Annotated in this window: 15 protein-coding genes, 1 tRNA gene, 1 other RNA gene and 1 pseudogene; 9 read left to right on the top strand and 9 right to left on the bottom strand. The window is 35.0% G+C overall.

What is annotated here, in order from left to right:
* Nucleotides 1–61 precede the first annotated feature (61 nt).
* Nucleotides 62–894 (bottom strand): annotated as a pseudogene (locus OZD70_RS01620) (transposase family protein).
* Between the two features lie 201 nt (nucleotides 895–1,095).
* Between OZD70_RS01620 and OZD70_RS01615 the strand changes: the two are divergent.
* Nucleotides 1,096–3,006 (top strand): hypothetical protein, encoded by a 1,911-nt coding sequence (locus OZD70_RS01615; protein WP_275020420.1) that lies wholly within the window; start codon nucleotides 1,096–1,098, stop codon nucleotides 3,004–3,006.
* A gap of 294 nt (nucleotides 3,007–3,300) precedes the next feature.
* An RNA gene (gene rnpB, locus OZD70_RS01610) (RNase P RNA component class A) lies at nucleotides 3,301–3,647 on the top strand.
* A 49-nt stretch (nucleotides 3,648–3,696) separates the two neighbouring features.
* Here rnpB and OZD70_RS01605 read toward each other — a convergent pair.
* Complete coding sequence (locus OZD70_RS01605; RefSeq protein ID WP_275020417.1) at nucleotides 3,697–4,467, bottom strand: response regulator transcription factor; 771 nt, start codon at nucleotides 4,465–4,467, stop codon at nucleotides 3,697–3,699.
* A 325-nt stretch (nucleotides 4,468–4,792) separates the two neighbouring features.
* On the opposite strand from OZD70_RS01605, the gene OZD70_RS01600 reads away from it, so the two are divergent.
* Genes OZD70_RS01600 through OZD70_RS01585 form a run of 4 tightly spaced genes read left to right on the top strand, consistent with a single transcriptional unit; the run spans nucleotide 4,793 to nucleotide 8,226 of the window.
* Nucleotides 4,793–5,776, top strand: coding sequence for an NAD(P)H-dependent glycerol-3-phosphate dehydrogenase (locus OZD70_RS01600; protein WP_182183322.1), 984 nt, complete (start codon nucleotides 4,793–4,795; stop codon nucleotides 5,774–5,776).
* Between the two features lie 19 nt (nucleotides 5,777–5,795).
* Nucleotides 5,796–6,278, top strand: coding sequence for a phosphatidylglycerophosphatase A family protein (locus tag OZD70_RS01595; RefSeq protein WP_275020415.1), 483 nt, complete (start codon nucleotides 5,796–5,798; stop codon nucleotides 6,276–6,278).
* On the top strand, nucleotides 6,268–7,047 hold the full coding sequence (locus OZD70_RS01590; protein WP_275020413.1) for a GNAT family N-acetyltransferase: 780 nt from the start codon (nucleotides 6,268–6,270) through the stop codon (nucleotides 7,045–7,047). The genes OZD70_RS01595 and OZD70_RS01590 overlap by 11 nt, the downstream gene beginning before the upstream one ends.
* A gap of 42 nt (nucleotides 7,048–7,089) precedes the next feature.
* Nucleotides 7,090–8,226 carry a hypothetical protein gene (locus OZD70_RS01585; RefSeq protein ID WP_275020411.1) on the top strand — a complete coding sequence of 379 codons (1,137 nt, stop codon included), beginning with the start codon at nucleotides 7,090–7,092 and terminating at the stop codon, nucleotides 8,224–8,226.
* Nucleotides 8,227–8,229: 3 nt separating this feature from the next.
* Here OZD70_RS01585 and OZD70_RS01580 read toward each other — a convergent pair whose 3' ends face one another.
* The 7 genes from OZD70_RS01580 to OZD70_RS01550 form a co-directional block, all read right to left on the bottom strand.
* Entirely contained in the window at nucleotides 8,230–9,018 is a 789-nt protein-coding gene (locus tag OZD70_RS01580; RefSeq protein ID WP_182183329.1) for a succinate dehydrogenase iron-sulfur subunit, read from the bottom strand.
* A gap of 86 nt (nucleotides 9,019–9,104) precedes the next feature.
* Nucleotides 9,105–9,557, bottom strand: a complete 453-nt coding sequence (gene ybeY / locus OZD70_RS01575; protein ID WP_275020409.1) for an rRNA maturation RNase YbeY — start codon at nucleotides 9,555–9,557, stop codon at nucleotides 9,105–9,107.
* A complete protein-coding gene (locus OZD70_RS01570; protein ID WP_182159188.1) occupies nucleotides 9,551–9,733 on the bottom strand; it encodes a WPE palindromic element domain-containing protein in 183 nt (60 codons plus the stop codon). Before OZD70_RS01570 ends, ybeY begins: the two co-directional genes overlap by 7 nt.
* Nucleotides 9,726–10,124 carry an EVE domain-containing protein gene (locus OZD70_RS01565; RefSeq protein ID WP_275020408.1) on the bottom strand — a complete coding sequence of 133 codons (399 nt, stop codon included), beginning with the start codon at nucleotides 10,122–10,124 and terminating at the stop codon, nucleotides 9,726–9,728. The genes OZD70_RS01570 and OZD70_RS01565 overlap by 8 nt, the downstream gene beginning before the upstream one ends.
* Nucleotides 10,124–11,320: a cell division protein FtsZ gene (gene ftsZ, locus OZD70_RS01560; protein ID WP_275020407.1), complete on the bottom strand. Its 1,197-nt coding sequence runs from the start codon at nucleotides 11,318–11,320 to the stop codon at nucleotides 10,124–10,126. Before ftsZ ends, OZD70_RS01565 begins: the two co-directional genes overlap by 1 nt.
* Before the next feature lie 246 nt (nucleotides 11,321–11,566).
* On the bottom strand, nucleotides 11,567–12,019 hold the full coding sequence (locus tag OZD70_RS01555) for a hypothetical protein (RefSeq protein ID WP_275020406.1): 453 nt from the start codon (nucleotides 12,017–12,019) through the stop codon (nucleotides 11,567–11,569).
* Nucleotides 12,020–12,104: 85 nt separating this feature from the next.
* Nucleotides 12,105–13,613, bottom strand: coding sequence for a YifB family Mg chelatase-like AAA ATPase (locus OZD70_RS01550; protein WP_275020404.1), 1,509 nt, complete (start codon nucleotides 13,611–13,613; stop codon nucleotides 12,105–12,107).
* A 124-nt stretch (nucleotides 13,614–13,737) separates the two neighbouring features.
* Between OZD70_RS01550 and OZD70_RS01545 the strand changes: the two genes are divergently transcribed.
* The 3 genes from OZD70_RS01545 (at nucleotide 13,738) to OZD70_RS01535 (ending at nucleotide 16,305) form a co-directional block, all read left to right on the top strand.
* Entirely contained in the window at nucleotides 13,738–14,577 is an 840-nt protein-coding gene (locus OZD70_RS01545; protein ID WP_338062928.1) for a polysaccharide deacetylase family protein, read from the top strand.
* A complete protein-coding gene (locus OZD70_RS01540) occupies nucleotides 14,532–16,088 on the top strand; it encodes a penicillin-binding transpeptidase domain-containing protein (RefSeq protein ID WP_275020400.1) in 1,557 nt (518 codons plus the stop codon). Before OZD70_RS01545 ends, OZD70_RS01540 begins: the two co-directional genes overlap by 46 nt.
* Before the next feature lie 143 nt (nucleotides 16,089–16,231).
* Nucleotides 16,232–16,305 (top strand) — tRNA-Arg (locus OZD70_RS01535).
* Nucleotides 16,306–16,313: the final 8 nt, after the last annotated feature.

The raw sequence follows: 16,313 nt of genomic DNA, 5'->3' as shown, positions 1-16,313 counted from the left end.
AGACCTGCTGCGAAAAGGTATATACTAATTTCAGGGTGAATTAGGCTAAAATAGCAGCAGGCTAAAACCCATGCCTCAAATTCACCAAACCTTCAATAATATTAAATCTCATGTTATATTTTTTCTGAAAGTTACGGTAAACGTGCGACAAAATCTTGAATATTTTCAATTCTCGTATCTTATTTTCGACCCTCATCCTAAATGATGCCAACTCTCGGTTGTGCTCCTTTTGCTCCTCAGTTAGTGGCTTCTTTCGGTATTTTTTGTATGGTATCACAACGTTACTTTGCAATTTTTGCCATCCCTGATAGCCAGAATCGGCATGCTTTATACTGTCTGTAGGCAGCAATTTCTCCTGTTTTCTTATCCGAAAATCGTGAATTCTCCCACGGTGAGATCTTGAAACCGATAAAATTTGCCCTCTTTCTTCGATCACAATTTCTGTTTTCATTGTGTGCACTTTTTTCTTGCCAGAGTAACTTTTCTTCCGTTTTCTGCTTTCTTTTGGCTGCTGTATCTGCTGCTCTGTAACATCTGCCAGTATCTTCAAAATCCTCTCTGGCGTTAGGGTTCTGTCCTTTTTTATAGTAATTTTTTTTGCCAACAGTGGTTCCATTTTCTTCAAAAGTCGGCAAATATTCGCATTATGTAAGTTGAAAAGGCAGCCTAAAAATCTGTGGGTTATGTAGGTCCGATAATACAAAATTACGCACAACATTTTATCTTCCAGTGTCGGTAAATTAGCAATTCTTCCGTGGCGCTTTTTCTGTCTTTCAAGCTTTTTCCACTCTGGACGGACTTTTTCCAAGATTTTTCGAATTCTTCTATTTTCAATCCCGTTACATCTCGAAAATTTCTCGGGTGTTTACTTACTTTATGGTAATTCAGACTCATTTTCCCTCACTTTTTATTTCTCTTTTTCATACTTTACCATCTTTTACACTATTTTGCAGCAAGTCTTTAGCCCTCTTCAAGCTTATATTTATCTTTTAGTATAAAACATTATATTAATTTTTTAATTTTAATTAAAATTTTCATTGATATTAACACCAGGGGTAATCATAATAGCATTTTATTAATATTTTAAATAAAATTATGTCTATATCAAGAAGATTGCTCAGGATCAACTCAAATACACCGGAAGTTAAAGAAGCGATAGGTTTTAATCCAACAAACGTAGAATTAATTGAGGGGAATGGAGTTGCTTACGGACTCAGCTATCAAGATAATGGTAATGGGAGCAGTAAAGTAAAATTACTTATTAGTCCATTATATCAATCAAAAACATACGAATGTGGTACAAATATCAGCGTAGCAAATGAATTCAAAGATCAATTATCTCTCACATTAATAGAAGATTCAGCTGAAATAGATAAAGTTGGAGTTATCTTTCCTGAAGAGGGAATTGGCGAAGAAGGAGAAAAATACGTTAAAGGTTTATCTTTTCACACTTACGGAATCAAGCAATCAATCAACGTACCTTCAGTTGAACATTTAGATAAAAGAAAATTACAAAAGAATATTAATAATGGTAGTCCTGCAAATGTGGGCAATAGTTACTTTCAACCAAGAGCAGCAAAGGTTGATAATGAGGATGCAATTGTAATCGCCCATAACTTAAAGGATCAAACTTTAGTTTCTTGGTATTTGAAATCAGACAAAGGCGGAAAATTTAAGGTATTGAATGGAGAAAAAGGTGTTACAGAAAGAAAATTGTTCAATTTTGATAATCCGGGGCAATTGGCATTAAATGGAAACACGATGCTTTATTCGCAAGTGAGCAGAAAAATTATTGGGGATCAAGAGGTGAGAAAAACACATATTTTCAAATTTGATATGGCTAAAGTGGTTGAGGATCTAAAAAGTGAAAAGAAAGATGAATGTTTGCTTGGTAAGAAAAATTGTCAAATAAATACAGCGTCATCTATTACTTCTAATCCAGGCAAAATAAATTTTCTACAGTATGTTGAAGGTGGTGATCTAGTTGCTTTTCTTGCAGAAGACCGGTTGCCTAATAAACAAACGTTACATTTAACAAGTCTTGTTAAGAATGGATCAAAATCGAACTTTACTGTTTGCGAATTTGCAGATTCTATAGAGCAATTGTACGTTAAAGACAATGGTCAAGACAGTTTTATTGTAACTGCAATAAGTGAAGAAAACGTTGCAATTTTCAATCATCAAAGATTTGAAAAACCTTCTAAGGTAACAATAATACCGGCAAGTAGCATCAAAACTCTCAGCGATTTTGTTAACATCATTAACGGTCGATTAACACCTGATATCATTTCTAGTAGTACCGTGGCTCCTGTAACTATTACAGAAACAGTTGTGACTTCTAAGCAAGCGTCGACTGCTGCAATTGCTAGTACAGCAGAAACCGACACTGTGAAGACTACCAAATTAACAACAGAAGCATCAACTACCGCTGCACCTACTACAATGAGTAAACCTTCAACGACTCAAACAAGTACAGTAACAGTGAAGCCAACAACAGTAGTAAAGACAACTACTACTTCACAAGCGACCACGGTTGCTACAACTTCAACCAGTGTGCCTTCGGAAACTGAAACAAGTACTGTAAAACCTACAGCAGCAACTGTTGCGTCAACTTCTACAACGAGTAAACCTTCAACGGCTCAAACAAGCACAGTAACAGTGGAACCAACTGTGCCAACGACAAGCTCAGAGAAAACTACACAAACAGTATTTATTATACCAAGTACTAGAACAAGAGAGTCAACAACTCCTATATTTACTACTGCTTTACTTCCTCAAACTACTTCTTCACCACAGCCTACTCAACTTGCTATAGGGTCTAATAGGGCAGGAATGATAGGAGGATCTTTGGTTGGAACAATAGGTATTGCTGGAATTATAGGATTTATAGCATATAAATGTATTAAGAAATATCACGGTTATTATAATACTGCTCATGTGTTAGAATTAGCTGATTTGGAATCGCATTCAAATAGCAGCAATGAAGAAATTTTTTTTCACCCATAGCAGAACAAGCAGTGATAACAACATATCTATACAGACTACGTATCAATCTGAAACAATGCTAAACAGTATATCAGTAGAAAGTAGTAGTCGAGCAAGAAGTAGCTCATCGTCTTCGAGCAGTGGACCAAGCTCTTGACTGACTGAAGCGGAGTCTAAGAGTGAAAGAAGCTTATCTTGGGATAGCGATGATGTGCCGGAATATCACCTTTAGCTATTTGTCTGAATGTTTTTAATATGTAAACTGTTAGGAAATTGTCTTTTGCTTTTGTGATTTTCATGTTAAAGTATAATTCCTGGGTGAAATAAGTAGCTGCTGTTGTGTGATAAACATAGCAGAGGAAAGTCCGGGCTCCAAGGAAAAATAGTGACGGGTAACGCCCGCCGGAGGTAACTCCAGTTATAGGGCTACAGAAAATTACCGCCTAAAATATTTTAGGTAAGGGTGAAAAGGTGTGGTAAGAGCACACCATGGTAATGGCAACATTGGTAGTCAAGTAACCAACACTAGGAGCAAGATTAAATAGAAGTAGATTTTATGTTTTTCTCATATCTACTCGGGTAAATCGCATGAGGTAAATGGTAACATTTACTCCAGATAAATAGCTACATAAACAGAACTCGGCTTATATTTTACCTAGGCGTCACATGATACGTGCGATATAAGCCATGCTATATTTAAGTGTAGGCATTTCATGCGTTGTCCTTCACTTGTTCTGCTTGATAGCCATCACTACTTTCGCCTACATTAACGTTAGAATATTCTTCATCATCAATATACTCTTTCAGAACATACCCTCTGCCCCAAACGGTTTCTATGTGGCTTTTTCCATCATTTGCACTTTCAAGTTTCTTACGTAATTTGCACATAAAAACATCAACTATCTTGTTATCTGAAGGTTCATCCAAGCCATTGTAAAGATGATTTAAGAACATTTCTTTTGTTAGTACTGTTCCTTTACGCAATGCTAGCAATTCTATCATAGAATACTCTTTATTAGTAAGGCGAACCGTTTTACCTTTCACCTCAACAATCCTGTGATCAAAATTAATATTTATATTACCAATCTTTATCACCGATTCAGGATGGCCTTTAGTACGACGCACTATGGCCTTAATTCGAGCTAATAACTCGCTTTTATGAAATGGCTTGGTTAAGTAATCATCGGCACCATATCCAAGCCCTTTAGCTTTGTGATTGACAGCGGATATACATGAAAGTATTAAGACAGGAACTTTGATTTTTGCACTTCTTAGTCTTAGCAATATATCATATCCGTCAATATTACCAGGCAAGTGTATATCTAAAATAACTAGGTCATAGTAATCTCCGTTTGAGGAAACCATATTATTGTTATAATCTTGTGCAGAAGTAACAACGTCACAGAAGTGTCCATCAGAAGTTAAGGCATTAACCACAGTCTTTGCACTTACTTGGTCATCTTCAATTAATAATATACGCATATTTTACACTCCATGAATAATTTATAATTTTAGTAATATATATAACTAAGGAAAGTAATAAATCAAATTTTTATTAACAAATGATCAAAATTACACTTATTAATTAATAGTAAATATATTGTTCCAAAGTTATATAAACAGATCTAAAATATAATAGATATACCATGGTAATAATAATATTTTTAGTAAATATTGAATTAAAGTTACTATTATTAAAAGAATACTTCGGTTAATAAATATTTAACTATTCTATATGTCTGTGTTATATTTTTAATTTACTTATCCTACTGTTTTAAAGTATAAGTAATACTTTCAGGAATATTGTGTGGCAATATCAATTTTAGGTGCTGGTGCATGGGGTACAGCAATCGCAATTTCACTCAGTAGTAAGAAAGATGTGGTTTTGTGGACTCGCAATGAAAATACATTTGAATCAATCAACGGGAAAAGAGAAAGTGACAAGCTACCCGGTTGTCGAATTTCTGATAATGTGTCAGTAAAATTGGCTATTGAAGACGCAGTTAATGTTTCAGTAACAATCCTAGCTGTTCCCACTCAATCTCTGAGGGAGGTATGTCAGCAATTGCATAATTGTAATCTGAAAAAAGATGTAGCAATAATTTTAGCTTGTAAGGGAATAGAAAAGTCTACATTAAAATTACCTAGTGAAATAGTAAATGAAGTTTTACCTAACAATCCTATTGCTATTTTTTCAGGCCCTAGTTTTGCTATAGAAGTTGCAAAAAAATTGCCCTATTCAATGGTTCTTGCGTGCCAAAATAACACATTAGGTTCAAAGCTAGTATCAGAGCTGCAACAAAAAAATGTTAAGTTGGAGTTTAGTAACGACATTATAGGAGTACAGATTTGTGCAGCATTAAAAAATGTTTTTGCTATAGCATGTGGAATTATTTTTGGTAGAAAACTCGGGTTTAATGCTCATGCAGCGTTGATTACAAAAAGTATGAATGAAATTAAAACTTTGTACTTAGCAAAAATTGGTAACAACAATATCAATATAGATACTTTGCTCGGGCCTTCATGTTTAGGTGATTTAGTCATGACATGCACATCCTTAAATTCAAGAAACCTATCTTTTGGATTCAATTTAGGTAGTAGTCATGAGGAGTATGATATTCAACAAATCCTAATTGGAGGCAAGTTGCTAATCGAAGGTGTCAGTACTGTTAAGTCTACTTTTGATTTAACACAAAAGTTAGGAGCTAAAATGCCTATATGTGAAGCGGTCTATAGATTATTGTATGAAAGCGCCTCTATAGAGGATACTATTTCTGTTCTTGTAAATTAGTTTTGTACTTTGGTGTATTGTGAAATTTTTATATAAATTGATATCAACATGGTGGCTGTCTGGCACAGCAAAAAAAATGCCAGGTACTGTAGGCAGCTTAGCTTCTTATCCAATTGTTCCTGTAATACTGAGTAACAGAATTTTAGGTGCAGCAATTATTTTTTTATTATTCTTGATTGGATTATGGTCTATAGGCAATTATATAAAACACTACAAGACTTCATGTGATCCAAAAGAGGTAGTATTTGACGAAGTAGTTGGTCAATTGCTGACAATACTTTTAGTTTCGATATTGTTAAGCCAGAAAATGAATTGCTCTTCATTGTTGTTGTGCTTTTTTTCTTTTAGGTTTTTTGATATAATAAAAACGTGGCCTATAAATTTGATCGATAAAAATACCAAAGGTCCTTTCGGTGTTATGCTAGATGACATTATAGCTGCAATTTTAGCCTGTGTTCTTATAGGAGCCTTTTATTGTTTATTGTTGATGTATGCAGGATAAAAAAATTTATTATTCAAGCTTAATTGTTCAAAATTTAAAGGATTATATACTGTACACAGCGAATTTATCTGAGTGGGAAGTACACGATGAATTTGATAACGTTACATTTACAATAAATGGTACTAGGGAGTCATTATTTAATTTTGTGTTCTGTGGAGATCAATGTACCGAGCTTTCTATACAAAAAACTCTAGATTATCTCAGAACAAGAGATATAGAAGCAACATGGGTAATAAATTCACATATGAAAATAAGAGATGTTTTAGAAAAGTGTGAAATAAAACACGTTAGCACACCAAAAAAAGCTCTACTTAATATGCAAAATTACTTTTTACCTGCTGATGTTATTCCAAACTTGAGGTTAAATGCTGTAAATGGTAGCGACCTCTTAGAACAGTTAGATTTACACACTTCTAAAATTTTTTATCATGGCGTTGGAATTGTCAGCACATTTTTTCGCGGATTATCAAATTATGATGATAAAAACTCAAGATTAAGATTTTTTCTTGTAACACTAAATAGTGAAATTATTGGGACATGCGGTCTTTATGTTCAAGACAATGTAGCTGGTTTTTATAGTGATGGAGTTTTACCAATTTACAGGAATCGTGGAATAGGTACCCAAATGGTTTTAGAAAGAATAAAGATAGCTAAACAGCTTGAATGCAAATATATAGTAGCACATTGTATGAAACCTTCTGTAAACCTTTATAAGAGATTGGGCTTTCAGATGTTAGGCAATCTTTACTTATATAACTCTTCAGCATAATTCTGAGCGGTTACAAGTTTTTACATCTGTTTTAGAAGTGCTATGTTTTTTTTGTATAAAGTGGTTTTAATATTGATTCTAATATTATTCTTTCTCTCTTATTCTAAATTAAAAATTAGTAATAAGATTAAGAACTTACAACATCAAAATGTTATCATAAATAATTTAATTGATACTGTGAATGATGGGTTTTATATTTGGGATGCAAAAAAGCGTATAGAAAAGTTCTCTCCCAACTTACTAATTTTGCTTAATACTGTTTTTTACTCATTTAATGAGTTTGTAAATTTTTTTGAGCAATCAGAAAGTTTAATTAAAAATTTTGCTGAGGCAAAGGAAATAAATAAATCTTTTACTCTAGATTTAAAGTCAAAAGACAGTGAGGTTTATTGCATATGTTATGGTAGAAGCATAATAGATGATTCCAACAATGTGATTGGTGTGCTGTTATGGATAAGGAATGTTTCAGACTGTAAAATAAAAGCTCACGGACTTGAGCTAGAAAATAGTAAGCTTACACAAGAAGTGGAGAGCTATAAAAATGTTTTCAACTCTTTACCATTTCCAATACTAAAATATAACAAGAATAGAAAGGTAGAATTTTATAATTTGTTTTATGATAAATATGTAGATGGCTCTAAGAAATTTGCTATTACCAGTAGCGCTCATAGCACAAAACCAGGAAGGCATGTCGTAACTTACAAGAACGAACCTAAGGTTTTCGATTTTGTTAAAATTCCAATACAAGGTTCTGGTAGCATAGTAATGTATGGGAAAGATGTTAGTGATGCAGAGAAATTATATACTGAATTAAACAGTTATTTAGCTACACAGAAAAATTTGCTTGAGAGGTTACCGGTTGCCATAGTAATATATAGTAAGAATCAAAAGCTAAAATTTTATAATAATGCTTTCATAAAAACCTTTCAATTTGACCCAAAATTTTTGGTATCTTATCCAACTTATCATGAAGTTATGCTTTACCTCTTCGAATCTAAAAAGCTTTTAGAAAAAGAGGATTTTCAAACTATCAGTAACCAAAGACATGAGTTATTCAAAAAATTATTTGCATCGTATGATGATACGATCCATTTCACGAATGGAAAAGCGTTCAGGGTATTAACAATACCCTACGCTTCAGAAGGTTTGCTGTTCTCTTACGAAGAATGCAAAAGATGATACTTAAACTCCTTCTTTCTCTACCATGAGCTGTTTTACTTTCGCTATTGCTCTTGCTGGATTAAGTCCTTTAGGACAAGTTTTTGTGCAATTCATGATTGTATGACAACGATACAACTTGAATGGGTCGTTTAAAACATCAAGTCTTTCACCTGTCTTATTATCACGGCTGTCAGCAATCCATCTGTAGGCTTGTAATAGTATTGCTGGTCCTAAAAATTTATCACTATTCCACCAGTAGCTTGGGCAACCAGTCGAACAGCAAGCACATAATATACAGTCGGACAAGCCATCTAATTTTTTTCTATCTTCAGGAGATTGAGAGTATTCTTTATTTGGTAGGGCAGGCTTATCTGCTTGTAACCAAGGTTTAATTGATTTGTATTGCTCATAAAATTGGCTCAAGTCCGAGACTAGGTCCTTTATCACATACATGTGAGGTAATGGATATATTTTTACGTCACCTTTTATATCGTGTATAGATCTAGTACATGCAAGAGTATTGGTTCCATCAATATTCATGGCACAAGATCCACATATGCCTTCTCTACAAGAACGTCTGAAAGTTAAAGTCGAATCTATTTCATCCTTTATTTTTATTAATGCATCAAGTACCATAGGGCCACAACTATCCATATCAATAAAAAATATGTCTATTCTAGGATTTTTCTCGTCATCAGCAGACCAACGGTAAATTTGAAATCTTCTGATGTTTTTTGCTCTAGCAGGAATAGGATAAATTTTGCCCTTTTGATTAATTTTAGAATTCTTTGGCAAAGAAAACTGAACCATATCACTTACCTTTTATTGTTTATAGCTAAAATCCTTTGTAGATAACATATTTTATTATCATCTACTATATTTTTATTAAATTCCTTTTAAATCGCGCACATATTGTAGCCAAGCGAAGCTAAAATCTCTTTTTCTAGATTTTGCATTATAATTTCTTCATCTTTTTTTTGGTGATCATAACCAAGTAAATGCAGTAATCCATGCACTAACATATGTGCAATGTGAGCAAGAATGGGTATACAATACTCATGCGATTCTCTTTTTATTGTGTCTATTGAAATTGCTATGTCTCCTAAATCGCACTCATTAGACAATTGTTCACACGGAAATGATAGTACGTTAGTTGGCTTATCCATTTCTCCAAATTTTAAATTAAGTTGATGTAGCAAGTCATCATCAGCCAGAGCTATTGATATATTTGGTTTATAGTGGTCTATTTTTAATTCTTTTAGAGAAGTGTTTATAATATTTAATACAAAACCCTCTGGATCATCTGTAATGCTGCGCCATCTCTCATCAAGAACATTTACTTCTAACATGAGTAACGCACCAGTAAGGGTGTCATGCAAGTAGCTGACACTGGAATCCAGTTTTTATTATCCTTCCTAGCAGAGACTACTTTCAAATCGCAACATTTGTACAGTTGTGTGCATGACCATAAAAGGAGAACTATAGATTCCAGTGTCAAGCACTGGGATGACAGGGTATTACACATCACTCATGCTTATTATTTCATTACATTCAATTTCTGAAACTGGGGCAATTGATAAACGTGGTTGTTTTAATATAACCATATTTTTCAAAAGTGGGTTTTGTTTTATATTATTTAACGTTACTTGGTTATTTAAAGGTTTCAAAAACTTTACATTCACTAATCCGAACTTGGGATCATTAACATGATAATACTCTTTAAATACTTCAACGATTCCAAGTATTGCTTTCTCTTTACCTGTATGATAAAAAAACGCAAGATCGCTTACTTTCATAATTTTCATGTAATTTTGAGCTTGATAATTGCGCACGCCATCCCACTCAACTACCTGCTCCTTTTCCATTTTTTGCCATGAATATCCACTTGGCTCTGACTTGAGTAGCCAAAGTTGCATTATTTTTTTCTTCTTAAATAAGCTGGTATATCATAGATATTGCTGCCCCACTTAGCTCCTTCGCTTACCTGTTCAGTTGGTTTTGTTTCCAGTGTTTTGTCTTGCGTACTTTCACTGTGACTATAGGGCCACTTAAATTTCTCTTTCTCTGAGTCTTCGCTCTGACTTATAGGTGAAATTTCTGATTTATTATTGCGACCATCAATGCCAGTTGCAAGAACAGAAACTCTAACTCTTCCCTCCATCGCTTGATCAAAAGTAGCACCAAATATTATATTTGCATTTTCATCTACTTCTTCACGCACTCTATTGGCTGCAGCATCAACTTCAAACAGAGTCATATCTCCGCCACCAGTAATGTTAATTAATATTCCCTGCGCACCTTTCATTGATACATTGTCAAGCAATGGATTGGATATTGCAGCTTCCGCAGCACTAATTGCTCTATCTTCTCCTTCTGCTTCTCCGGTACCGATCATCGCTTTGCCCATCTCGCTCATTACTGTTTCTATATCAGCAAAGTCAAGATTAATAAGCCCTGGCATGACCATCAAGTCAGTTACTCCTCTGATGCCAATATGCAGAACATTATCAGCAAGTTTAAATGCATCAGAAAATGTAGTTTTTTCATTTGCAATTCTAAATAAATTCTGATTTGGAATGACAATAAGTGTATCCACGTATTTTTGCAGTTCTTCAAGTCCAAGCTCTGCAATGCGCATGCGGCGCACACCTTCAAAACCGAACGGTTTAGTTACAACTCCAACAGTCAATATCTTTTTTTCTTTTGGCGCTCTATCCTTAACTGCAGCTCTTGCTTCTCTGGCTGCTTTTGCAATTACCGGTGCTGCACCGGTTCCAGTACCACCGCCCATTCCTGCTGTAATGAAAAGCATATGACTATCTTTTATATGCTCCATAATTTCATCGATTGATTCTTCTGCTGCACCTTTGCCAACATCAGGCAAAGCACCAGCACCAAGACCCTTAGTTAAATTAATGCCAAGCTGAATTTTTTTATCACATAACGACTTTTCTAGTGCTTGAGCGTCGGTATTTGCAACAACAAAATTCACTCCTTGCAAATTAGATTGGATCATGTTATTCACAGCATTTCCACCAGCACCACCCACTCCCACAACGGTAATCCTTGGGTGTAATATAGGTAACTCCGGCAGATTAAGATCAATAGACATTTAAATTACTCAAATTTAGCGAATTCACTTGATAATAAGTTACCGCTTTTTTAATAATATGCAAATACTTTTCACTTCTATAGGCGTAAACAGTAAACGTGGTTTACTTATTCTTAACATTTATACTAATAAGTGCCGTTAATTATAATAACTAGATTCTTAAATGACATCACTTAACCGATGCAAAAAGTAGGAAATGTTTATAAAAGGGACAGAGACCTATCCCTTTTTGTTTTGTTGAAGTTATTATACAGTTTTTTCTTTTCCTTCCCATGCTTCAACCGCAACATCTTTTAATTTTAAGGCAACTTGATATGTTCCATAAAGAACAGCAATTGCAGCAATTGCCATTATGGCACCCGCAACTATCTGACCAGCAACACCTGTTCCAATAAATCCAGGTAATGAAGCAGCTATTGCTTGATTTGTCCCAACAAAGTAACTGGCAGTCTTAGCAAGAAACCCAGAAGCTTCTGCTGCACTAACAAAGCCTGCTTTCATATGCATTGCTGTAAAGACAACACTTGCAACTGCAAGCGGAAATAATGCTGTTCTTAACTTATTATTCTTAATGTACTGACCAAACCCACCAGCAGCACCTGTAACTCCCCAGTGTTCATTACCAGGTTGTTTATACCCCTCTAAAATAGCATGAAGAACACCATCCCCATCTTTATATTTATAATTCGTTAATGTCATAACTCTACTCCCTAAATAGAATTCTAAAATTTCATTAAGAATAATATATAGTAAAAAAAAGCTGCCTGTCAAGTAATTTAATTTATTAGTATAATCTGATTCTGTAATTCAGCGCTTCAGCAATGTGTGCTCTTTTTACTTCTTCACTTTTTGCAAGATCTGCAATGGTTCTTGCAACTTTTAATACGCGTGTGTAGCCTCGATTGGAAATATAATTTTCTTTCAGTACGTATTTTAGCAATTCTAACCCTGCCTGATCTGGCTTAGTGAATCTATTAAATGCTTCACCGCTTACTTCTGCGTTACAACGAACATTCAATTTACTATAACGCTCAGTTTGAATTTTTCTCGCTACTATCACTCTTCCTCTTATAATCTCGGTACTTTCTCCCTCCACAGAGATTTCAGGAGAGAGTATGCTAACGTTTGGCATTTCAATGCATATGTCTATTCTATCAAGCAATGGGCCTGATATTTTGTTTTTGTAATCTGTGCCACACTTTGGAGCTTTGTTGCACGATCTACTTGCATCACCTAAATAACCGCACCTGCAAGGGTTCATTGCAGCAATCAGTTGAAATTTTGCAGGGTAGGTTATGTGAGCATTTGCCCTTGCAACGGTAACTTTTCTATCTCCAAGTGGTTGGCGCAGAGAATCAAGCACAAGTCTTGGAAATTCTGGCAACTCATCAAGGAATAACACGCCGTTATGAGCCATGGTAATTTCTCCAGGTTTTGCATTCTTTCCTCCCCCTATCATTGCTGGCATAGAGCATGAATGATGAGGTTCACGAAAGGGACGAGTTACTTTGAATATTTCATTACCAGTTTTTGTTATGCTGGAAATAATATTAACATCAATCATCTCCTGTTCGGTCAAATCAGGCAGCAATCCTATAAAGCGCTTAGCAAGCATTGATTTTCCAGTACCAGGAGGGCCAACAAGAAGCACATTATGCCCACCTGCTGCTGCAATTTCAGCTGCTCTTTTTGCAATAACTTGGCCTTTGATATCCTTCATATCGGGAACCAATCTTTTTTCTTTGGGTGCATCACTATAATTAAAAATTACTAGCTGAATTAATTGCTCACCCTTAAAGTGTCTGATAATATCAGTTAATTTCTCTATAGCCAGAATTGAAACATTCTTCACCCATACAGCTTCTACACCATTTCCTCTCGGGCAAATTACTCCTTTATTGTCCTTTTTTGCATTAATTGCTGTTGGCAGCACACCTGAAACTGGAATAACTCTGCCATCAAGAGCCAGTTCACCCATGATTATATAAGACTGAACTTTTTCAACTGGTATCACATTCATTACAACAAGTAGTCCAATAGCAATAGCCAAGTCATAATGACTACCTTCTTTCAGTAAATCCGCAGGGGAGAGATTAACTGTAATTCTTTTTGGAGGTAGTAGTAGATTGATTGAATTTAATGCTGCTCTGATGCGTTCTTTGGATTCCGCAACAGTTTTATCCGGCAATCCAACAATATTAAAAGCTGGAATACCATTTGCCATATGAATTTGTGCATTGACATTTACTGTGCTAATTCCCTGAAGCGCAACGGTATTTATATTTGCAATCATAATATATTATATAAATTGTTAATATAATATATTAAAGAAGTGATGAAGCAAAGGCTACAGCAATTAAAGATGGCTTAACTTAGCAAAAAAGTGCATAGTATCCTATCGCTTTGCTGATTACAAAATGTTTATAAGGATAATAACTTTTCTTTTGCTATACTCAAGCGCGGTTTTCTGTGGTGATTGTAATTTTAATTTACCATACTGTGGGCTTAGTTGTAATCTGGATCTATCATATAGAAATTTAAGTAATATAAAAAAATCGTTGAATAACGACGATAAGTTTGTTGCGCTTACGTTTGATGATGGGCCTTCCAACAATAGAGTAAACGATATTATTAATGTTCTAGAAAGCTATGAAGCAAAAGCAACGTTTTTTGTGCTTGGTGAACGTATAAATAAAAAAACATATGAGATAGTAAAGAAAATCCATGAAGCAGGTCATGAGTTAGGCAATCACTCTTGGTCGCATAGGAAGTTGACATCACTTTCAAGTGAGAAACAATTGCAAGAATTGGAAAAGACAAATACAGCAATTAAAAATGCAATAAAACAAGATGTAAAATGGTTTCGCCCGCCATATGGATGTCATGACGATAATCTGATTGAAAATACTAATAAATTGGACATATATTCGATATTATGGACAGTTGATTCGCTAGATTGGCAAGGTGATAAGCCAGAAATTTTAGTTGAAAGAGTTTTAAGTAATGTACACAATGGAGCAGTTGTGCTGTTTCATGATCACAATAACAGATCAAACACAATTGAAGCTTTACCTCACATTATTAAAGTACTAAAAAAATCGGGTTACAAGTTTGTTACCTTAAGTGAGTGGGAAAAAAGGGTTTGTAATACGGTAAAAGCCAGAAGTGTAACAATAAAAGAGGGGAAAAAAGTGCGTTTTGAAGGAATGTTATGTGGACAAAAAACAAAGTCTTTAACCGCAGAGCATTCATATTAGGTGGTATTCAGCTTACCATTTCCGCTATTTTTAGCTATAGGTTATATAATTTACAAATACGAAACAGACAAAAGTACGAAGCACTATCTAATAGTAATAGAATAAGAGTCGCTACTATTATGCCTCAGCGGGGCAAAATTTTAGATAGGAATAGCACTGAACTTGCGGTAAACAAAATTTCGTATGTTGTTCTGTTTGATGGGCAAAAAACTTCTGGTGAGGAGATCGATTTGCAAACATTATCAGAAGTCGAGTCTAAAATAGCAAGATCGTCAGAAACAAAAGTAACTGCTCTTTATAAACGTTATTACCCGTTTGGTTCAATATGTTCCCATGTAATCGGATATACAAAAAGACAGCAAGGCATAAACGAAGTAGGAATCAGCGGTATTGAATATACATATGATCATATATTGAAAGGCAAGTCAGGAAAATCTGAGCAGGAAATAAATTCTAAAAAACGCGTCATAAAAGAATTATCAAGCATACCACAACAAGATGGACAAGATGTACAGCTAACAATTGATATTAATCTGCAAGAGAAAATCGCAGAGGTATTTAAAGATCACCAGGGCTCCGCAGTGGTAATTGATGTAAATAATGGAGAAATTTTAGCATTATATAATTCACCTTCTTACGATAATAATCTTTTTGCAAGCAGACTATCAAATGAGACTTGGGAAAATTTGAATGCTCCTTCATTACCGCTTGTGAATCGTGCGTTATCATATCAAATTCCACCTGGTTCAATATTTAAAGTAATAGTTGCGCTTGCGGGTTTAAAAGACGGGATAATAACACCAGAAGAGAAATTTTCGTGCAAGGGCTATATGAAAATAGGTGAGCGGAAATTTCGTTGTCTGAAAAGCAAAGTCCATGGGTATGTATCTTTAAATGAGGCAATGGCATTATCATGCAACACTTACTTTTATAATATAGGGAAAAAAATAAGTGCAGACTCTCTGGTGGAAATGGCCAGAAAATTTGGTATTGGCAGTGGGTCGCTGATTGGAACGTTTAAGGAAGAAGCTCCAGGATTGTTGCCCGATAGAGATTGGCGTACACGAAAGCTGTATTCAGAGTGGTATTTAGGTGACACTATCAACTTAGTTATAGGACAAGGGTATTTGCTTACAACACCACTGCAGCTTGCAGTTCTTGCAGCAAGGATTGCAACAGGAAAAGAGGTAATTTCCCACATTGAAATGAGTAATACAGTGCAAAATTTCCCTGACATTGATGTAGACCATGAGCATTTTAGCATAATTCGAAAAGCTATGTTTGACGTGGTGAATTCTAACTATAGAAAAGGGCTAAGCGGCATACAAATTGCCGGCAAAACCGGTACACCAGAGATAAACTCTAAGGGTGAAAGTCATAAGTTATTTATCGCTTATGGTCCTTACCATAACCCGCGCTACGCAATCTCTGTGTTTATAGAACACGGCAAAGCCCCGCGCCAAGATGTTGCTATAGCTAATGAAATATTTCAATATATGCTTGAAAGATGATCCCTATGAGTATTAAACTTCTCGCATCCAATTTCGGCAGCGCGTGACACACAACTGCAATGACAAGGTGTTGTAAGATAAACATCATATTCACACAAAATACTTGACTTCACTTGTACTAAGAAGCATTTTATATATGTTGTGTGCCCGTAGCTCAGCTGGATAGAGCACCAGCCTTCTAAGCTGGGGGTTGTAGGTTCGAATCCTACCGGGCACACTCTTCTA

The organism is Wolbachia endosymbiont of Drosophila tsacasi (assembly GCF_028982115.1).
Lineage (GTDB): Bacteria > Pseudomonadota > Alphaproteobacteria > Rickettsiales > Anaplasmataceae > Wolbachia > Wolbachia pipientis_B.
Note: the sequence above shows the minus strand (reverse complement) of the source record. Positions and strands in the feature narration are given on the sequence as shown.